This window comes from Sodalis sp. RH15 (assembly GCF_047324255.1).
Lineage (GTDB): Bacteria > Pseudomonadota > Gammaproteobacteria > Enterobacterales > Enterobacteriaceae > Acerihabitans > Acerihabitans ligni.
In genome coordinates this window covers 2,159,782-2,178,833 of record NZ_CP178738.1, presented here as the reverse complement: position 1 = coordinate 2,178,833, position 19,052 = coordinate 2,159,782, and the positions used below count along the sequence as shown (strand labels likewise).

Annotated in this window: 17 protein-coding genes; 8 read left to right on the top strand and 9 right to left on the bottom strand. The window is 52.9% G+C overall.

Going from position 1 to position 19,052, the window contains the following annotated elements; translation table 11 throughout:
• Nucleotides 1-2 precede the first annotated feature (2 nt).
• Together ACL2XO_RS10165 and ACL2XO_RS10160 are read left to right on the top strand one after the other, a co-directional pair.
• Complete coding sequence (locus ACL2XO_RS10165) at nt 3-998, top strand: ABC transporter permease (protein WP_413742631.1); 996 nt, start codon at nt 3-5, stop codon at nt 996-998.
• Nucleotides 999-1,008: 10 nt separating this feature from the next.
• Nucleotides 1,009-2,025 carry an ABC transporter permease gene (locus tag ACL2XO_RS10160; RefSeq protein ID WP_413742630.1) on the top strand — a complete coding sequence of 339 codons (1,017 nt, stop codon included), beginning with the start codon at nt 1,009-1,011 and terminating at the stop codon, nt 2,023-2,025.
• A gap of 249 nt (nt 2,026-2,274) precedes the next feature.
• On the opposite strand, the gene mdoH is transcribed toward ACL2XO_RS10160, so the two are convergent.
• The 3 genes from mdoH to ACL2XO_RS10145 form a co-directional block, all read right to left on the bottom strand.
• Nucleotides 2,275-4,791 carry a glucans biosynthesis glucosyltransferase MdoH gene (mdoH, locus tag ACL2XO_RS10155; protein ID WP_413723837.1) on the bottom strand — a complete coding sequence of 839 codons (2,517 nt, stop codon included), beginning with the start codon at nt 4,789-4,791 and terminating at the stop codon, nt 2,275-2,277.
• On the bottom strand, nt 4,784-6,352 hold the full coding sequence (locus ACL2XO_RS10150; RefSeq protein WP_243701440.1) for a glucan biosynthesis protein G: 1,569 nt from the start codon (nt 6,350-6,352) through the stop codon (nt 4,784-4,786). Before ACL2XO_RS10150 ends, mdoH begins: the two co-directional genes overlap by 8 nt.
• Before the next feature lie 551 nt (nt 6,353-6,903).
• Entirely contained in the window at nt 6,904-7,419 is a 516-nt protein-coding gene (locus tag ACL2XO_RS10145; RefSeq protein ID WP_413723836.1) for an O-acetyl-ADP-ribose deacetylase, read from the bottom strand.
• A 219-nt stretch (nt 7,420-7,638) separates the two neighbouring features.
• Here ACL2XO_RS10145 and ACL2XO_RS10140 point away from each other — a divergent pair, with 219 nt between their 5' ends.
• On the top strand, nt 7,639-8,829 hold the full coding sequence (locus ACL2XO_RS10140; protein ID WP_203522146.1) for a beta-glucosidase: 1,191 nt from the start codon (nt 7,639-7,641) through the stop codon (nt 8,827-8,829).
• 98 nt (nt 8,830-8,927) lie between these two features.
• Here the strand turns inward: ACL2XO_RS10140 and ACL2XO_RS10135 are convergent, their stop codons facing one another.
• The 4 genes from ACL2XO_RS10135 to ACL2XO_RS10120 all read right to left on the bottom strand — a co-directional run bounded on the left by ACL2XO_RS10135 (nt 8,928) and on the right by ACL2XO_RS10120 (nt 11,119).
• Nucleotides 8,928-9,104 (bottom strand): hypothetical protein, encoded by a 177-nt coding sequence (locus ACL2XO_RS10135; RefSeq protein ID WP_165934143.1) that lies wholly within the window; start codon nt 9,102-9,104, stop codon nt 8,928-8,930.
• Between the two features lie 296 nt (nt 9,105-9,400).
• A complete protein-coding gene (locus tag ACL2XO_RS10130) occupies nt 9,401-9,583 on the bottom strand; it encodes a DUF2158 domain-containing protein (RefSeq protein WP_413723835.1) in 183 nt (60 codons plus the stop codon).
• An 88-nt stretch (nt 9,584-9,671) separates the two neighbouring features.
• Nucleotides 9,672-10,367, bottom strand: a complete 696-nt coding sequence (locus ACL2XO_RS10125; RefSeq protein WP_132922516.1) for a phosphohydrolase — start codon at nt 10,365-10,367, stop codon at nt 9,672-9,674.
• Between the two features lie 137 nt (nt 10,368-10,504).
• The gene (locus tag ACL2XO_RS10120; protein WP_413742629.1) at nt 10,505-11,119 is read right to left on the bottom strand and encodes an alpha/beta hydrolase; all 615 of its coding nucleotides are present in this window, start codon (nt 11,117-11,119) and stop codon (nt 10,505-10,507) included.
• A gap of 333 nt (nt 11,120-11,452) precedes the next feature.
• Here ACL2XO_RS10120 and ACL2XO_RS10115 point away from each other — a divergent pair, with 333 nt between their 5' ends.
• The gene (locus ACL2XO_RS10115; RefSeq protein ID WP_413723833.1) at nt 11,453-12,592 is read left to right on the top strand and encodes a L,D-transpeptidase family protein; all 1,140 of its coding nucleotides are present in this window, start codon (nt 11,453-11,455) and stop codon (nt 12,590-12,592) included.
• A 62-nt stretch (nt 12,593-12,654) separates the two neighbouring features.
• Here ACL2XO_RS10115 and ACL2XO_RS10110 read toward each other — a convergent pair whose 3' ends face one another.
• Nucleotides 12,655-13,599 (bottom strand): alpha/beta fold hydrolase, encoded by a 945-nt coding sequence (locus ACL2XO_RS10110; RefSeq protein ID WP_413726907.1) that lies wholly within the window; start codon nt 13,597-13,599, stop codon nt 12,655-12,657.
• Nucleotides 13,600-14,390: 791 nt separating this feature from the next.
• On the opposite strand from ACL2XO_RS10110, the gene ACL2XO_RS10105 reads away from it, so the two are divergent.
• Complete coding sequence (locus ACL2XO_RS10105) at nt 14,391-15,137, top strand: carbonic anhydrase family protein (RefSeq protein ID WP_132922520.1); 747 nt, start codon at nt 14,391-14,393, stop codon at nt 15,135-15,137.
• Between the two features lie 91 nt (nt 15,138-15,228).
• Here ACL2XO_RS10105 and ACL2XO_RS10100 read toward each other — a convergent pair whose 3' ends face one another.
• A complete protein-coding gene (locus ACL2XO_RS10100; protein ID WP_132922521.1) occupies nt 15,229-15,540 on the bottom strand; it encodes a hypothetical protein in 312 nt (103 codons plus the stop codon).
• Nucleotides 15,541-16,532: 992 nt separating this feature from the next.
• Between ACL2XO_RS10100 and ACL2XO_RS10095 the strand changes: the two genes are divergently transcribed.
• From ACL2XO_RS10095 to ACL2XO_RS10085, 3 genes are all read left to right on the top strand, one after another.
• The gene (locus ACL2XO_RS10095; protein WP_413742628.1) at nt 16,533-16,880 is read left to right on the top strand and encodes a FlxA-like family protein; all 348 of its coding nucleotides are present in this window, start codon (nt 16,533-16,535) and stop codon (nt 16,878-16,880) included.
• Between the two features lie 315 nt (nt 16,881-17,195).
• The gene (locus ACL2XO_RS10090; RefSeq protein ID WP_413742627.1) at nt 17,196-18,212 is read left to right on the top strand and encodes a metal ABC transporter solute-binding protein, Zn/Mn family; all 1,017 of its coding nucleotides are present in this window, start codon (nt 17,196-17,198) and stop codon (nt 18,210-18,212) included.
• A gap of 1 nt (nt 18,213) precedes the next feature.
• On the top strand, nt 18,214-19,047 hold the full coding sequence (locus ACL2XO_RS10085; protein WP_413742626.1) for a metal ABC transporter ATP-binding protein: 834 nt from the start codon (nt 18,214-18,216) through the stop codon (nt 19,045-19,047).
• The last annotated feature ends 5 nt before the right edge of the window (nt 19,048-19,052 follow it).

Genomic DNA, 19,052 nt, shown 5'->3' with positions numbered 1-19,052 from the left:
AGATGAAAACCTTACTCAAACACCGCGAAATTCTGCTGGGGCTGGTTATCATACTGATGGTGCTGGGGGTCGGCAGCCGGTCTCCCGAATTCTTGGGCGTTGAGAACCTGCTGGAAACCTTTAACGATACCTCGATTCTCATCATCCTGGCCCTGGGCCAAATGATGGTGTTGCTGACCAAGGGCATTGATTTATCCATGGCCGCCAATCTGGCGCTGACCGGCATGATAGTGGCGCTGTTGAATTTCCATCATCCCGATCTCTCCATCGGGCTTTTAGTGGTCATCGCCACCGTCATGGGGTTGCTGATGGGCGCCATTAACGGTTTGCTGGTCTGGAAGATGGGCATCCCCTCTATCGTGGTAACCCTCGGCACCATGAGCATTTATCGCGGCATCATCTTTTTACTGTCCCGCGGCGGCTGGATTAACGCCCATCAGATGAGCGCGCCATTCCTCGGCTTGCCGCGCAGCGAGTTTCTGCATTTACCGCTGCTGGGCTGGAGCGCCATCGCGGCGCTACTGGCGGTGGGTTATTTCATGCGCTACAGCCGCACCGGCCGGGCGCTTTATACCGCCGGCGGCAATGCCACCGCGGCTTATTACACCGGGATCAATGCCGGCAAGATGCAGTTTATCAGTTTCTGTCTGTCCGGAACGCTGGCGGGATTTTGCGGGTATCTATGGATTTCGCGGTTTGCGGTAGCCTACGTCGACGTCGCCAATGGTTTTGAATTGCAGATTATTGCTGCCTGCGTGATAGGCGGCATCAGTACCATGGGCGGGATCGGTTCGGTGTCTGGCTGCCTGCTGGGCGCGTTGTTTTTAGGGGTTATCAATAATGCCCTGCCGGTGATTGAAGTATCGCCATTCTGGCAGATGGCGATATCCGGCGGTGTCATTGTTATTGCCGTCATCCTGAACGAACGCTCGAACAAACGTAAGGGCCGCCTGATTCTGCGTAATGCCGTCCTTGCCAATCAGCCCCGACTAAAGTGAGAGATTCACTATGAACAAGACGCTGCTTTCTCACTCGCATCCGGAGCCGGTTCCGCTGCATAACATCCCCTGGTTTCGGCGCCTGCTGTGCTGGGAAGGTTTTTTACTGGCGGTAACCGTGGTGGTGTTTGCCATTAACGCCACGGCTTCGCCCTATTTTTTAAATCTCTGGAACCTGTCGGACGCGACCTTTAATTTCACCGAGAAGGCCATGATAGTGTTACCGATGGCGATGCTGATTATCGCCCGGGAAATAGACCTGTCAGTGGCTTCCACCATGGCGCTGAGCTCAACCATCATGGGCTTTTGCGCCCAGGCCGGGATGGGAACCCCGGTATTGGTCTGCGTCGGACTGGGGGTCGGCCTGCTGTGCGGCCTGATCAACGGCTTGCTGGTGACCCGGTTGAATTTATCGTCCATCGTGATCACCATCGGTACCATGAGCCTGTTCCGCGGCATCACCTATGTGCTGCTGGGGGATCAATCCATCAACCATTACCCGGCCAGCTTCGCCTTCTTCGGCCAGGGGTATGTCTTCGGCGCCCTGTCGTTCGAATTCGCCCTATTCATCCTATTGGCCGTCCTGTTTTACTTTTTGCTGCATAAAACCAATTTTGGCCGGCGGACCTACGCCATCGGCAACAATCCCGTCGCCGCCTATTATTCCGGCATCAACGTGAAACGCCATAACCTGATCTTGTTCATTATGGTGGGCGTCATGTCGGGGTTGGCGGCGGTATTGCTGACCTCGCGCCTGGGCAGCACCCGTCCCACCCTGGCGCTGGGCTGGGAACTCAGCGTGATAACCATGGTGGTTTTAGGCGGGGTGAATGTCCTGGGGGGATCCGGCAGCATGACCGGCGTGATTATCGCGGCGTTCCTGATGGGGTTGGTCACCTTTGGACTGAGCCTGCTGAACGTGCCGGGCATTGTGATGTCGATTATTGTCGGCGCGATGCTTATCACGGTGATATCGCTGCCCATACTGACGCAGCGTTTTCTGGCGCGCAAAAAGAGAGCATCCTGAGGGATGCCTTGCAATACACACCAATAAACAAAACCACCCTTGCGGGTGGTTCAGACTGCTGACAAAGGCACTCGAAGTCAATAAGGCCGGGCAGGTTGCCAGAAGAGTAAACCGTCCGCGCCAGGGATGGCGCGGATCGAGCCTACAGGGAGGTATTCACGGCGTGTTTACGATCTGGCAGTCTGCCCCGACCGAACACTTTATCAACAAGCTCAAACCACCTTGGCGGGTGGTTCAGACAGCCATCGGCTATTTTTTATCCCAGGCCGGCCAAGCCTGCGGCTGAGACCATAACCGCAGGTGCAGACGGGAGAGGATAACCGGATCGCTTAAAATAGATAGCCGGTCAGGAGGAGTCAGGCCACGCGGGCCGCGTTGCAGCGCCGCCTGAATGTGCTCTTCGCGATTGACCTCGATAGCCTGGCTGACACCGTGGCGCGCGGTGGCCATGCCGGTGGCCAGGGCATTATAGGCCGGATCCATAACCGCATGGCGGAACCCGTCCAACAGCGCCCGCGCCCGATTGCGCTGCAAATAGTTCTCCGTATCCACCAGCTCTTTCGGCGGTGAGTACTCTTCGGGAATCAAGAACAGGCTGACGCGTTTGCAGGCCAACCCGAGATTGGCACGACTGGAGAAAACCGACACCATCGGCGAAAGGATTAACGAAAAGACGATAGGCGACAGCCACCACAGGAAACGCAGATCCAGCCAGGCCATGCCGCCGGCCCAGACCAGCCCCAGCAGCATTTGCGAACCGTGGCGCGTGAAAGATTCGCCCCAGGGCGTCGCGTCGTCATCCCGCTGCGGCGAATTCCATTGCACCGACCAGCCGAGAAACGCGCTGACCACGAAGATAGTGTGAAACAGCATGCGAACCGGCGCCAGCAGCACGGAAAACAGCATCTCCAGCAGCATTGAGCAGAACAGGATAACGACTCCGCCGTACTGTTTCGCCCCTTTGGCACAAATCAGGATCACGCTGAGCAACTTCGGCAAGAACAGCAATACCATGGTGGTGGAGAACAGCGCCACCGCCAGCTCCGGCCGCCATTGCGGCCAAACGGGGAAGAGCTGGCGGGGCTGCAGAAAGTACTGCGGTTCCATCAGGGTATGCACTACCTGCAGTGCGGTAGACAGGGCCAGGAACATAAACCACAGCGGCGCGGACAAATACGACATGACCCCCGTCAGGAATACCGCCCGATGCACCGGATGCATGCCTTTGACCAGAAACAGCCGGAAGTTCATTAAATTGCCCTGGCACCAGCGCCGGTCGCGCTTGAGCTCATCCAGCAGATTGGGGGGCAGCTCTTCGTAACTGCCCGGCAAATCATAGGCTATCCACACGCCCCATCCCGCCCGGCGCATTAATGCCGCCTCCACGAAATCATGGGATAAAATCGAGCCGGCAAATGAACCATCGCCGGGCAACGGCGCCAGGGCGCAGTGTTTGATAAAGGGATCGACCCGGATAATGGCGTTATGACCCCAGTAATGGGATTCCCCCAATTGCCAGTAATGTAGACCGGCGGTAAACAAGGGTCCGTAGACGCGGGTGGCGAACTGTTGGCAGCGGGCATAAAGCGTATCCATGCCGGAGGCCTTCGGCGCGCTCTGGATAATTCCGGCGGTGGGGTTGGCTTCCATGAGCCGGACCAGGTTGGTGAGGCAAAAGCCGCTCATGACGCTGTCGGCATCCAGGATCACCATATAACTGTACTGTTTACCCCAGCGGCGGCAGAAATCATCGATATTGCCGCTTTTACGTTTTACCCGGCGGCGGCGGCGGCGATAAAAAATTCTGCCGCATCCGCCGGTTTCCTGGCAGATCTCCATCCAGGCCTTTTGCTCGGCCACGGCGATATCGGCGTTATAGCTGTCGCTCAGGATGTAAAAGTCGAAATGTTCAATTTGCCCCGTGGCTTCCACCGATTCATAGGTGGCGCGCAGTCCGGCGAAAACCCGCTCAACGTCCTCATTGCATATGGGCATGATGAGCGCGGTGCGGTGCTGCGGATTCAGGGGTTCATCACCGGTGGTGCTGGCGGAGATGCTGTATTTATCATGGCCGATAAGCAACTGGAGAAAACCCATCAGGGCCGTCCAGAACCCGGCCGAAACCCAGCAAAACAGTATGGCGAACAGAATCAGGATGCCGCTTTGCAAAACATAGGGCAAGAGTTGCAAAACCGATTGCAGCCAGTCCTGATGCAGCATATCCATCGGGTCAATCAGCGCCCAGCCCTGGTATGGCAGGATGGTTTTCATATACCAGGTGGCAACGGCGGTTTGAAACAGCGTCAGAATCAACAAAACGTACCGGCGCATGGTTCCCACCCGGCGCCAGTTGCCGTCCTCGCGCGCGGCCGCTTCCCCCTTATGGCGCGGAGGGGGGGTATGACCGCGCAACGCATTCCAGAAACGGGAAACGGGGTTGGTCAGCCAGGGCTCCGGAAACATCGGCGTACGGGTAATGGTGGGCATCGCCTTGATGGCTGTACGGCCGAGGCCATCCTCCACCAGCAGCTCCTTGCAGGTTTCGGTGACCGGCCAGGCCATGTTCAACCGCGACTTCACCGAATCCAAGGCGGCATTGTCTTCATTGGGCGTCGTGCCGGGCGTGATGCTGCCGATATCGGCATGCAACGATGCAAGGGACGAACTGCCCTCCCCCGGCAACTTGGCGCGCAGCGAACTCTTCTGCTCGGGAGAGAGAGGTAAAGCCTCGATATAATCGAGGCTGGGTTCGGTTGATTTATTCATTGGCAGGTAGCAAATAGCTCCAGGTTTCAGTCAATGTCTTGTCGCCGCTGGTCAGCGCGGCGCGCATTTCGGTAGGCTGCTTTTCATCTTTCACGCGCAAACGCAGCGTCAGACGCCAGCCATGCGTTACCGGATTATAGCGGACATTGTTTTCCACCACGTCGGCATTATTGCCAACGCTCAACTGGGAAGCCACCGGCGTATTCTCGTCAAGCGCCTTCAGGGACGGTCCGACGAAATCCACCACGAAGGCGGTAGTGCCGTCCGGCTGGCGAATCAGATTGGACTGCTTTACATCTCCGGCGGAGCGCAATGTCTGCTGAACGTAGGCAAATTCCGGTGAATGTATTTTGTCTTCATCGCGGGTAAAGTGCAGCCGGTAAGCGAGGTCGAAAGGTTTACCGGTATCCGGGAGTTTTTCCGGCGTCCAGAACGCCACGATATTGTCGTTGGTTTCATCGGCGGTGGGTATCTCCACCAGTTCAACATGGCCTTTACCCCAATCGCCCTTGGGTTCAATCCAGGCGCTGGGCCTCAAATCATAGCGGTCGTCCAGATCCTGGTATTGGGAGAACGACCGGCCGCGCTGCAGCAAACCGAAACCGCGGGGGTTTTCCACCTGGAAGGTACTGACGGAAAGATGCTTGGGATTATTCAGCGGACGCCAAATCCACTCGCCGTTGCCGGCATGGATCGAAAGTCCGTCGGAATCATGCAGCGCCGGGCGGAAGTTCATGGTGGTGGAAGGCTGGTTAGGGCCGAACAGATACATGCTGGTTAATGGCGCCAGACCCAGTTTACCCACTTTATCGCGCAGGAATACCCTGGCCTGCACGTCCACGCTGGTATCACGCCCCGGATAGATGACAAAGCGATAAGCGCCGGTGGCCCGCGGCGAGTCGAGCAGCGCATACAGCACCAGGTGCTTGTCGTTCTGCTGCGGCCGCTCAATCCAGAATTCGCGAAAACGCGGGAACTCTTCCCCGGACGGCAGGGCGGTATCAATGGCCAGACCGCGTGCGGAAAGGCCGTATACCTGTCCCTTGCCAATCACCCGAAAATAACTGGCTCCCAGCATACTGACGATTTCGTCGCTCTTGTCAGCTTTATTGATGGGATAAAGGATTTTAAAACCGGCGAACCCGAGATTCTTGACCAAATCGGGATCGTGGTTGACCGAACCAAAAGTGAACAGATCCGGCGAATATTTGATTTCAGTCACGGCGGAGCTGGTGACTTCATTGATTCTCACCGGCGTGTCGAAATACATCCCCTGATGATAGAACTCCAGTTTGAAGGGGGTAGGCTGATCGTGCCAGTATGCCTTATCATGATTGAATTGAATTTGCTGATAATCGGCAAATTTCATTTCGCGAAATTGCGAAGGCAAATTGCTTTTGGGCGCCTCGTAACCTTTACCGGCCAGTTCCTGCGCTTGTTTAGCCACATCGTCAATAGAAAATGCCCATGAAGGCAAAGCGTATAACGATAACAATAACGTCGCTCCCAGCAAACGGAGACTCGCTTTGGGTAACTTGACGAAAAATTTATTAGTTGGCACATCCCCCCCTATGCGTGTGCTCTTGATCATTTAAAGCAATTTTAATTGATAAATCACTTTTCCGACAGCGTGATACAACGATGGTTCCTCACAATATTCTTACCGGCACAGTGTTTAATCAACGATCAGAAAACAAGCGCATCTACCGGTAAAAGATAGTCTAAAACAGCACATTCCAACAATCAGAACCGCCCGCTGATTTTACCTGAGCCATCCACGGGGGGTTAATCATTTTTAACATTAAGCAGGAAGTTATTATAAAAGCCGGGTTAAAAGACCCCGCGACGGCCATTTTGCCGTGCCACAGCCCGGCGGACCCGCCAGGACGGCCGAAACAAATCGTGCGCCAAAATTAATTAACGGCGATTATAGGAAAAATCTTATTACATTATAATCGTTCCCATCCTCCAGTCGGCAGGCCGATTTATAATAATCTCAGGCGCAAAAGAGTATGCGCGCAAATAAGCGCAGATTCAAAAATAGCGCCGCCGACATCCGGAAAAACCATGGTTGTCAATTATCCCCGGCGGCGATTTACATCGGTGGGACCGTCACAACCTGGCTTGGTAGAGTCGGGCATTTTCCCGGTCAAAGCAGACAAAAATAACCCTTTCCGGCCAGCTGTACCGCGCCAGGAATTCACCCACCGCGGCGATAGCGATATCGGCGGCCAGCTCTTTGGGGAAACCGTAGACGCCGGTACTGATATTCGGGAAAGCCACCAGGTGCATTTGTTTATCGCGGGCGATGGCCAGGCTGCTGTGATAGGCCTGCCGCAGCAGCTCGGCTTCATTACTGCCGCCGCCTTGCCAGACCGGTCCGACGGTATGGATCACGGCCCCGGCGGGTAAATTTCCCCCGACGGTCAGTACCGCGGTGCCAACCGGGCATCCTCCCTGCCGCCGGCGAATTTCGGCGCAGGCCTGCGCCAGCACGGGCCCCGCCGCCCGATGTATCGCCCCGTCCACCCCACCGCCGCCCATCAGCGCGCTGTTGGCGGCATTAACGATAGCGTCGGCGGACAATTCGGTAATATCCCCCACCATAACGTCCATTCTTGCTGGCATCGTTATCCCCCTGTTTGTCCGCACGGATTTGTACACTTCGCCGGCAGCGGACAAAAGTTGACTCATCGGGCGTTTTGCGGTTCTCTGGTGAGCTAAGTTTGCAATAAAGATCGCAAAGCGCGCCATATCCGGAAACGTTTTAGCTGTCACCTGTCTAATCTTACATGATAAGCAGATTGACCCGGTCAGGCAAAACTGTCTCGGGAAGGGGGAAGCCCAATGCAAGATCAAATCGAACATGGGATATCACCCATGTACCATCCGACACTATTTCAAAGCTTTTTCCAGGGCGGATTCGCCTGCTCCACCGAAGTGCGCGGCGACGGTCGCCGGCTTGATCTGATCCACTCCAGCGGCCATGAAATGCTGGCGGGCAAGGATTACGCCCAGTTGGCGGAACAACAAATGGTTACCGTGCGGGACGGACTGCGCTGGCATCTGATTGAGGAAACCCCCGGCCAATACGACTGGTCCAGTTTCCTGCCCACGCTGCATGCCGCCCAGGCCAATAATGTCCAGGTCATCTGGGATCTATGCCATTACGGCTGGCCGGATCACCTCGATATCTGGCAACCGTCCTTCGTGGAGCATTTTGCGCGTTTCGCCGGCGCCGTGGCCGCAAAGGTGCGTAACGAGGGCATCCGCCGCCCCTGTTATACGCCGATAAATTCCATTTCCTTCCTGGCATGGGCCGGCGGCGAAATGGCGCATATCCAGCCCATGGCTTCAAATAAAGGCAAAGTGCTCAAGCAGCAGTTGGTACGCGCCACCCTTGCCGCCATGGACGCTATCCGCGCGGTGGACGACACCGCCCGGTTCGTGCAACCCGAACCCGTGGTGCATATCAACGCACCGGAAGACAAACCGGAGCTGGAGCCCGCCGCGGAAGAACTCCGCATGGCGCAGTTTGAAGTCTGGGATATGCTGAGCGGCCGGCTTTGCCCCGAGCTTGGAGGCGGCCCTCATTATCTTGATATTGTCGGAATCAGCTACCGTCCGGCCAACCAGTGGTTCTTCAGAGGGGAAGTCATCGCCGTGGATGACATCCATTACCGGCCCTTCGCGGCTATCCTGGAGGAAGTCCATAAGCGTTACCTGCGGCCGATCCTCATCGCCGAGACCGGTGCGGAAAACGATATGCGGGTTCCCTGGATGCGCTATATATTTGAGCAAACCGTTCTGGCAATGCAAACAAACATTGCCGTTGAAGGCATTTGTATCTATCCGGTGGCGGATTATCGCAGCTGGAGCGGCGATAAACATTTGCCGTTCGGTCTGCTCGGCATGCAGGACGTCAATGGGTGCCGTTCATTATTCGAGCCTCTGGCGCTGGAAATACACAGTCAGCAAATACGGCTCAAAGGGCTGCTGGAGGATCCCCTCCCTGACCAGCGCGCCATGCCGGCGTGAAAAGACGGGAAAGGCTTTTGCGAGAATGCCCGATACAGCATCCGCCCCTCGGGCACCCGTTGCCGGAGGGGCGGAAAGTCCAGGCTTCACTGCTTTATTTATAAATTCTGGACCCCGCCGGTTTTGCTATAACAAGCACCGGTATCAACGCTGTTGCTGTGCCGAATATCATAAAAATAGGCGATACCGAACAGCACCGATACGGTTATCAAGACTGAGATTAACAAACCGATTATTGCAAGCAGTTTTGTATCATCAAGTTTGCTGTTTTCCATGTCCAATCCTTCCTTATTATCGACGTGATCATCACACAAACCACAGTGTCGCTAATATGATAAAACTGATGAGCGTCCCTGAGGCAATGGCAAGCACCGCTATCGCAAACTGCGCATCATTCAGGGTCTCACGGTAATCTTTTTCGCGACGGGATTGACGGCTTTTTATCACTAATATGCTTAAGAATTAACAGATTATCAGATATACATCGAAAGAACTCCCTGCCGGCAGGCAAAGAATCCGCTTATAAAATATGCGAATCGAGGGGGCTTTGCAAGGGGCCCCCTCAGGTGGGCTAACAGACGCCGAAATCCCCATCTTCCTGGTATAAGGAGAGTTCTTCGGCTTTGAACTGTTTCGCGTTTTCCTCACCGGAATCCATCATGCCGCAATAGACGATACCGTTTTCAACTTTTATCACACTCATTGCCGGTCCGCCCTTCAAAGGCTGAACCACATCACCGGTTTCAAATGTCATGAATCACTCCCCATTTCCGCGTCGGGATAGGCCCGCTGCCAGTTGCTATTTTAAGCCTATAATCGTCGGGTACGCGCGTCAATAAAGGCTAACGTTTGATTTGAAAGCGCTCCAGGGTTTCTGTATCCAACTGGTAATACTCCCCTTTGAGCTCAGCGCAAAGCTTGCTCATAAAAGTCACCAGATAATCGATATTATAGGCTGCCATCTGGCGACCCATTTCGGTTTGCATGGTATCGGCAAGGGTCAAAAGCTTGGTTTGAAAATGATCAAAGGTGTATTTGAGATCATCCAGCGGCCGATGAAGAGCCAAGGGATCCTCCACATTGAACAGACCGCGGCCCAGTTGTCCCGAAACGTGAAATACCCTGGCCAGCCCTATGGCGCCTAAAGATTCCAGCCGGTCGGCATCCTGGACTATTTTCGCTTCCAGCGTCCGGGGCGGAATGCCGGCGCTAAAGCTGTGCGCTTCAATGGCATGAGCCACCGCGGGATATTTCGCCACCGGAAAATCCGCAAAACTCTCGGCCAGGATACTCTGTGTCTTTTTTGCCGCCTTGGCGGAGGCCAAATGACGTTCGGGATGGTTTTTCGGCAGGTTGACCACGTCATGAAAATAACAGGCTGTCAGCACGGTTAATTCATCGGCCCGGGTCAAATGCATAATTTTTTGAGCGGTATGCCAGACACGGCTGAAATGGGCGAGATCGTGCGCTTTGTCATCCTGGGGGAAATGCTGTTCCAAATAAGCTTTGAAGCGTGCTTCCCATTCCTCTAATCCCATATTTACCTCCTGCCTGCGATATATTTCTTATAATAGTATTCTTGCCGATAATTGTTAATTATTTGTTACACCCAACGTTTCCTTCCCTCGACTTACTAAGACACAACCCGCGCCGGTCTTCAAGCTTATTAACCGTTTCATTTTGCAACTGCGGCCAGCGTCCGAGAAATAAATTGTCCCGCCAGCGCCACGCCTTCAGCGGAAATTTCATGGCCCACACGGGGCAAGATGAAGGTGGTCGCCGCCACGCCCGTTTCTTGCAGGGCTTTCCCGGCATGCTCGGTTTCCCAGGCAGGGATAACCTGATCATCCGCGCCATGAATCAACAGTACCGGCGTGGCGGCGGCCGGCATCAAAGGCAGCGGCGATGATAACCGCCCGGAAAAGGCCACCACGGCGGCAACCGGCCAACGTCCCGACGCGATGGCATCCAAAGCCATGATCGAACCTTGGGAAAACCCCACCAATACCACCCGATCGGGATGGCCGGCCATGCCCTGCTCCGCCATTATCCGGGCAATGAGCCCGTCGAAGGCCAGCCCGGCGGCCAAAACCCGCTGCGTCCGGTTTTCCGGGGTCACGCCGTAAACGCTGAACCATTGATAACCGGGTCCCATATCAAACGGCATCGGCGCGTTGGGGGCGGCAAATAGCGTATCCGGCAGGCTGTGTCGCCAAACCTCGCCCAGCGGCGCCAGACTGTCGCCGTTGCTGCCGACGCCGTGCAAGAAAATAATCAGGCTTCGTTTCATTTATCCTCATTCTCCATCATGAACAATCCGCTCCCTTAGGGGCGCTCCGAACCGGCCTGCACCCTACCCTTCAGGTTCAGCGCGCCGTCATTCTCTTTCACTTTGCCCTGCCATTATCCGCTTGCCGGCGGCGGATTTTCAATGTCGGCTGTTTCGCGCCCGCCATGGGGACAAATTATCATCCGAAAAAACATATAACCATTGCGTCAAACCCTAAGTTACACATATTATTTCCCACTTTGGCCGCTGTGCACATATAATGCCCATCCGGTCATCATCGATCTGGAATCGAAAACCTAATTACTGCTTGTGTGGCGATAACATCTGACAACTATGAAAATGAATATGCGTGCTATCTGTACGGCAATATTGGCCGTGGCTGCGTTCAGTCACTCCGCTTTTGCCGTGGTATACCCATTGCCTGCCGACAACAACAGCCGGCTGATTGGGCAAAATCTGGAAGTGGAAATTCCCCAGGACAGTAAATTGCCGCTGGAGCATTTTGCCGCACAGTATCAAATGGGCCTGAGCAATATGCTGGAGGCCAATCCCGGGGTCGATCCGTACCTGCCGACCCCCGGCAGCAAGCTGATTATACCTCATCAGTTGATCCTGCCCGATACGCCCCATGAAGGCATTGTGGTAAACAGCGCCGAGATGCGCCTGTACTATTACCCGAAGGGAACCAAGACCGTGGTGGTATTGCCCATCGGCATCGGACAACTGGGCAAGGATACCCCGGTGAACTGGCTGACCACGGTACAACGTAAACAGGCCGGGCCGACCTGGACCCCCACCAAGGCGATGCATGCGGAATATGCGGCTGAAGGCAAAAGCCTGCCAAGCGTATTCCCGGCGGGCCCGGATAATCCGATGGGACTGTATGCGATGTATGTCGGCCGGTTATTCGCCATTCACGGCACCAATGCCAATTTCGGTATTGGTTTACGGGTGAGCCACGGTTGCGTCCGTTTGCGCGCCGACGATATCAAGTATCTGTTTGATCACGTTCCGGTGGGCACCCGGGTACAGTTTATCGACGAACCGGTTAAAGCCACCATTGAGCCGGATGGTTCCCGTTATCTGGAAGTGCATAACCCGTTGTCCTCCACCGAAGAACAATTCACATCCAACGAGCCGGTACCAATTACGCTTCCGGCTAGCGTAAGTAAAATATTGGTGGATCAGATGGTTAACCAGAATGTGGTTAACATGGCGCTGCAGAACCGCTCCGGTATACCGGTAAATGTCACCGCGCCGGACAGCAACGCTCCGGCAGTCTTGCCGGCAAGCGCTCCGGCCAATGCACCGGCCGCCGCGCCGGATTCAACGCAGACCGCACCCCAGCCCGCGGGCGACGTACCACAACCGGCTCCAGCCGCCGACGGCACCGCGCAGCCGACGGCACCACAGGCGCCGGCTACTGACGGCGGGGCGCAGCCGGTACAGGCGCCTTCCGGCAGCTCCAATTAAGCTATAATGCCCAAAGGCGGGAATCCCATAAGGGTTTCCGCCTTTATCGCGGCAACCCTTGCTTATCGGTCCAGCACCCGCAAAAGGGTTTGATTGAACCGCTCCGGCTCTTCCATCTGCGGTGCATGTCCCAATCCCGCGAACTCTATTAATTCCCCGCCGGGAATTCGTTTCACCGTCTCTTTGCCGAGCCGGTCATAATGCCCCAGCGCCGCTTTTACCGACGCAGGCGCAATATCGCTGCCTATGGCGGTAGTATCCGCCGTACCGATTATCAAGGTCGTCGGCACCTGCAAATCCTTGAATTCATAAACCACCGGCTGGGTAAAAATCATGTCGTAAATCAGCGCCGAATTCCAGGCCACAAGTTTATGCCCCGGCCCCTGATTCAAGCCGGCCAACATATCCACCCAACGGTCATAGGCCGGTTTCCAGCGCCCGACATAATATGTGGTAAGTTCATATTGACGAATACCCGCGGCAGAGGTCTTGAGTTCACGCTCATACCATTGATCGGGGGTACGGTAAGGAACGCCCAGGGCTTTCCAATCCTCCAGCCCGATTGGATTCACCAGCACCAATCTTTGCACCTCGGCGGGGTACATCAACGCATAGCGCGTCGCCAGCATGCCGCCGGTAGAATGCCCCACCACCATTGCCTTGGCAATACCCAGGCTACGCAGCAAGGCATTGGTATTGGCGGCCAGCTGCTGAAAACTGTATTGATAATGATCGGGCTTGCTGGAGGTACAAAAGCCAATCTGATCCGGGGCAATCACCCGGTAGCCCTGCTGGGTCAATGCCTTGATGGTATCCTCCCAGGTGGCCGCGCAAAAATTCTTTCCGTGCAACAGCACCGCGGTCTTACCGTTGGCGCCCCCCTGGGGCGCAACGTCCATATACCCCATCGCTAAGGGGGTACCTTGGGAAGTGAAAGAATAATGGTGCAACGGATACGGATAGGTAAATCCCTGTAGCTGCGGACCGTATAGCGGCGTTGCCGCCATGGCCGTTTGGAACGAACCTAAAAAACAGGTGATGGCGATAAGCAGGTATTTGACAAAACGAGACATGATTCGACCTTTCGAATTAACTGACCAGCCGCTAAAGAAAGGGCAACCGCTAGGACGCCCCGCTATCTCTTCACCCGCCGGCGAGAAAAAGCGGCTATCGTAATGAATGCCTAATAAGATTAAGGGTAAACGGATACCGGATCAAACCTTCATTTTTACTTTTTTCTGACGCGGCACCCCGCCAAGTTAATCAATGCGCCATTTTCACCGGCCCAATTAGCCATAAATACGGTAATAACTGCTCAAATAACACTCATAATAATCAGCTTTATTCATAAGAATCACGCCTACAAAACCCCATATCCTGACAGGGGCCAAAAGATACAATACTTCACATAAGTCATATGTTCATTTATAACATCAACAAGACTTATATAAGCTACCCTGCGCGTCAATATTTAATATTTTTACATGATACACTTTTTAGCAAAGAATATATTTTTTAATGTTAAATAATCTTCATTATCAGAGGGATAAATATTACCACACTATTGAATAACCCTTATTAATCAATATGCGTGATACTGATTCCAAATATCAAACTATCTCCCCAGCAATAGCCAAAAATATAAACGCTATGATGAAATAACTACATTTATCACATTATCGCGCCCCTTCTTCTCTTAGAATGCCGAAGCGTTATAAATTTTGCGCAGCGAAACAATAATCCACCATCAACTCTAATATCATCGAGCTGTTAGAATTTATTCTAACCACTGGAGTAAATGATGTATAAAGACACATTGCCATCATCAGAACCTACGCGGCGCACTTTAATAAAGCGGGCAGCCGGACTCTCCATTTTAGGCATCGCCGGTGTCATGAGTGTCGGTATACCTTCCCTTTCTTATGCGGCGGCGATGACCAGAGAAGCCAGGGATAAGTTGACGCCCGATGAAATCATCGAGGGACTGAAGCAGGGAAACATCCGTTTTCATAGCGGCAAGGCTCATCAGCATAACTACCTGGCGCAAAAACGCAGCAGCGCCGCAGGCCAATTCCCCTCTGCCGTTATCCTGAGCTGCATCGACTCCCGCGCGCCCGCGGAGATCATTCTCGATACCGGCATAGGCGAGGCCTTTAACAGCCGCATTGCCGGCAATATCGCCAACGATGATATTCTCGGCAGCCTTGAGTTCGCCTGTGCCGCCGCGGGGGCCAAAGTTATCCTGGTTATGGGGCATACGGCCTGCGGCGCTGTCAAGGGAGCGATTGATAACGTTCAACTGGGACATCTAACCGGCTTGCTGGATAAAATCAAGCCGGCCATTGATAAAACGGAATATACCAAAGAAAGGACCAGCAGTAACGACGAGTTTGTCGACGCCGTCGCCAGGACCAATGTCAAATTAACCATGGATGAGATCAGGAAAAGCGATATTCTCAATAAACTGGAATCCGACGGCAAACTAAAAATTGTCGGTTCCATGTATGATCTGGCCGCGGGGAAAGTAGAGTTTTTTACTGAGTAAGCAAGCCCAGACATCTTATTCCGGCCGATTTTCCAAGTCATCAGCCCTTACGGGCTGTTGACTTTTCATCATTTTCAAGCCCAGGCAAACGTTAACCCTCCTGTTTAAAATAATTAAGGGTATGCTCCCGCCACTGGATCAATGACATCAATTCCGCTGCGTCCTGCTGGAACAGGTGCAGTTTCCACAAAGGCACGCTGCTTTTTTTTGCGCAACACTTCAGTTCCATTTCATTATGCCGATCCGCATCGGTAAATAACCGGCATTCAAGCTCATCGGCATGGGCCCGCAGCTGGCAATGCAAACCGATCAATTCAATGTAAATAAAACCGGTAAAAAAAATGGTGACCTTGGCGGTAACATCATGATTGCCGGGAATAGAGTAGAATTTTTCTAATTTCACTGATGCCATCCTATGAGGATAATCAGAAGAAGTGTCGGCTTTTTTTTATCAAAAATATAGCCACTGAATGTCTGTTTTTTAACAGGAACGGTAAAGGTCCGTAAAAGTCGATTGCATTTGCATATATCAGCGGAATGACGGGTTTGAATTAATCACGGCGTTATAACCGATCGTTATGCTGGGTTAGCTACGTTTTTATTTGCCCGTTTCATGGCAGCTATCCACCGGCAGAACTTGAACAAGACATCTTTGATGTATCGGTAATCTCAGATGAAATAAATAATTCGAGTGCAATAATGTGCCAGCAATCATTAAACCCCGTACTCTTTCCAAATGACTGCGTACTCGTTTTTATATCGCTTACAGGCGTACCTGAGTGTCTTTTGAACAGACAGGCGTTCATCTCATAATTTTGTATGACAAATCATTTAAATGTGATGTTAATCACACTTTATGAAGGCAATTTCCCCATAAAATAGTGACCAATATCACAATATAGTTGAGGGAATTATCATGGAAAATGTAGCGAAAACTGATTTGATGTTGTTGAAATTTTGCTGGGCGTTAGCGTTTGCCGGCATTGTGTTCGGTTGCGTATTAGTCAAAATGTTTTGGTAATGTATTATTATTTAAGGCTTAACGTTTGATTTTATAATGGACTTCACACCTCTGGATTTAACTCTTATTTAACATAGCCGTCCATCAGACGTTAGAAAGGACGATCATAACGTCTTGGTAATGCAGGCTTGGTTGTCGCCGTGGGGTATTTCCGCCATGTTCGTAAAATGGCAATTAATGCCCGCGCTCATCACCAAAAGTCCATTGCCTGTATCGCTACCGTGCTCGCTTTTTGCAGCGAATGATTATCTGTATTGCCTGTGCCATTCACCCGTTTTTTTTACCATTCCTTTGCTATTCCTTTACGTTTCCCCCCTGAAGCGAAACATCAGCCTGCCGATAACATGTAAATACCTTCAAACAGGAGAGCGGCCTTGTCCAATACAATTTCCACATCCGTGCTACCGGTGTCTTCAGGCGGCGGCAGTAATGCCTCTTCCCAAATCAGTAATATCGAGAAGCAGATCGCCAAACTAACAAAGCAGTTGTCCACGTTGGCCGAATCCAGTCTGCCCGCCGATCAAAAACAGGAACAGGCGCAGCTTATCGAGGGACAAATCAAAATGCTGGAAGCCCAAGTGAGCGCCCTGCAGCAGCAAGCAGAGCAGAGCAACACCGCTCAGCCTGCTGCCTCCGTACAAAACAGCAGCACAAGCACAAGCAGCAGCAGCAGCAGCAATGACGGCAACAGCAGCAGCAATCAAATTGATATTTACGTTTAAACGTTTTTTGCCTATCCACTACCGCGCCGGCAAAGGAGTGCCGACATGATAACCAAACCTCCCCTCTTGTTTACCTGCAATCTGTATGGTCTCCCCCAGCTAAGATAACCACGGCGCTTTTTACCTGGGGCTCCCCTCAAATATCATTTCATTGAATATATCAAATCGCTTATCTCTTTACTCCAGTCGCTGCTCTGCTTATAGGTGCAAAAAAAAACATAACAAAATCTATAATAATCCAATAAGTAATGTTATAACATATCAATTAAACCAATCTCATAACATTACCCCATAAATCATGCATAGGTTACTATAATGAAATTAATAGATTTTTTTTCACAGCGCTCCATGTCCCGCGTCCATAATGCTTCCTTAAGCAGTCAACGAGCCTGCTCGGTTAAGAAAGACACCGGGAAAACCGCGTTAAAGGGGCTATGGACCGTGTTGCTTTTGTCCATGATACCTAGCGGCGGCGCCTTTGCCGCGATAACCGGGACCGTCAAGGCCATTGGCGTTGAAAATGAATATGCCGATGTCATTTCCCAGATTGGCGGCAAATACGCTCAGGTCACGGCGATCGAAACAGATCCCAATACCGATCCCCATACCTTTGAAGCCAGCCCCCAGATAGCGGCAAATATCGCCCATACCGATTTGATCGTCAAAAACGGCATCGGCTATGATTCGTGGACTGACAAAATCATCGCCGCCGCGCCAAATCCCGATAGAAAGGTTATTGATGTCCAGCAGCTTCTTGGCCTACCAGACAATACCCCCAATCCCCATTTATGGTACAACCCGACGACGATGCCGGCGGTGGCTAAAGCAATCGCCGCCGACCTCTCATCCCTGATGCCGACGCAGGCTGCCTATTTCCAGGCCAATCTGAAAAAATTTGATGCTTCGCTTACGCCATGGACAAACGCCGTTGCCGCGTTCAAAAAAGACCATGGAGATACCCCTGTCGCCGTTACCGAGCCGGTGGCAGATTATTTGCTCAAAGCGGCCGGCGCCAATATTGCGACGCCGTTCAATCTTGAGGCGGCTGTCATGAATGGCACCGATCCGTCGCCTCAGGACATCACGGCGCAAAACGCACTTTTCAATGACCATAAGGTTAAGGTATTCGTTTATAACCAGCAGGTTACGGATCCGTTAACCCAATCGTTCCTCTCTTTGGCCAAACAAAATAGTATTCCCGTTGTCGGTGTTTACGAAACCATGCCGACGCCGGGATATCACTACCAATCCTGGATGTTGGCCGAAATTAACGCCTTGAACAAAGCAGTAACCGACAATGTCTCAACCGAGGCTCTGAAGGCGGGCCAATAAAATGGCGGGCAAAGAGAGCGAATTGCTCGTGGTGAATAACGCGAGCGTTTCATTTTCCGGGCGTACGGTTCTTCAGCAGGTGTGCTTCTCCCTTAAAGCAGGTGAATTTTGCGGACTCATCGGCGCCAATGGTTCCGGTAAAACCACGCTGCTGCGGACTATCCTGGGCTTTCAAGCGCTTAACCAGGGAAGCATCATTATCAATGACGCCTCCGGTCGCTCCGGTCATACCTCGGTGGGCTATGTACCGCAAAAAATCCTGTTTGACCCTGAAGTTCCGCTGCGTGCGAGAGATCTGATTGCTCTTGGTCTTGATGGCCATCGGCTCGGTTTCCCCTTTTCGTCCAAAGAACGCAGCAATAAAGTGGATGAGATGCTCAACGCGGTCGGTGCGGCGAGTTTTGCCGACAAACGTGTCGGCAGCCTGTCGGGCGGCCAACAGCAACGCGTACTGATTGCCCATGCGTTGATACGACAGCCTCGTCTTTTATTATTGGATGAACCGCTGGCCAATCTCGATATGGGCAGCGTTGCCGAAATTGTGTCGCTGTTACGCCGGTTATCCGTCGAGCATAACGTGACGCTTTTACTTTCCGCCCATGACATGAATCCTTTGCTTTCAGTCATGGATCGCATCGTATACCTGGCCAATGGACGGGCCGTAAGCGGGAATACCGAAGACGTCGTACGAACGGAGGTGTTGAGTAAACTCTATGGCTACCACATTGATGTCATCCGGGTGAGCGGAAGGATTTTGGTCATCGCGGCCACAGCCGTTACTGACGGCCAACGTACCGTTGAATCGAATCTAATACATAACCCCGGGATCATCTAATCAAT

What these genes read in the sequence shown, in the direction of transcription:
- ACL2XO_RS10165 (WP_413742631.1), top strand. Translation starts at nt 3, where the DNA reads ATGAAAACCTTACTCAAACACCGCGAAATTCTGCTGGGGCTGGTTATC.
- ACL2XO_RS10160 (WP_413742630.1), top strand. Translation starts at nt 1,009, where the DNA reads ATGAACAAGACGCTGCTTTCTCACTCGCATCCGGAGCCGGTTCCGCTG.
- mdoH (WP_413723837.1), bottom strand. Translation starts at nt 4,791, where the DNA reads ATGAATAAATCAACCGAACCCAGCCTCGATTATATCGAGGCTTTACCT.
- ACL2XO_RS10145 (WP_413723836.1), bottom strand. Translation starts at nt 7,419, where the DNA reads ATGCCAGCAAGAATGGACGTTATGGTGGGGGATATTACCGAATTGTCC.
- ACL2XO_RS10140 (WP_203522146.1), top strand. Translation starts at nt 7,639, where the DNA reads ATGCAAGATCAAATCGAACATGGGATATCACCCATGTACCATCCGACA.
- ACL2XO_RS10135 (WP_165934143.1), bottom strand. Translation starts at nt 9,104, where the DNA reads ATGGAAAACAGCAAACTTGATGATACAAAACTGCTTGCAATAATCGGT.
- ACL2XO_RS10130 (WP_413723835.1), bottom strand. Translation starts at nt 9,583, where the DNA reads ATGACATTTGAAACCGGTGATGTGGTTCAGCCTTTGAAGGGCGGACCG.
- ACL2XO_RS10125 (WP_132922516.1), bottom strand. Translation starts at nt 10,367, where the DNA reads ATGGGATTAGAGGAATGGGAAGCACGCTTCAAAGCTTATTTGGAACAG.
- ACL2XO_RS10120 (WP_413742629.1), bottom strand. Translation starts at nt 11,119, where the DNA reads ATGAAACGAAGCCTGATTATTTTCTTGCACGGCGTCGGCAGCAACGGC.
- ACL2XO_RS10115 (WP_413723833.1), top strand. Translation starts at nt 11,453, where the DNA reads ATGAAAATGAATATGCGTGCTATCTGTACGGCAATATTGGCCGTGGCT.
- ACL2XO_RS10110 (WP_413726907.1), bottom strand. Translation starts at nt 13,599, where the DNA reads ATGGCGGCAACGCCGCTATACGGTCCGCAGCTACAGGGATTTACCTAT.
- ACL2XO_RS10105 (WP_132922520.1), top strand. Translation starts at nt 14,391, where the DNA reads ATGATGTATAAAGACACATTGCCATCATCAGAACCTACGCGGCGCACT.
- ACL2XO_RS10090 (WP_413742627.1), top strand. Translation starts at nt 17,196, where the DNA reads ATGAAATTAATAGATTTTTTTTCACAGCGCTCCATGTCCCGCGTCCAT.
- ACL2XO_RS10085 (WP_413742626.1), top strand. Translation starts at nt 18,214, where the DNA reads ATGGCGGGCAAAGAGAGCGAATTGCTCGTGGTGAATAACGCGAGCGTT.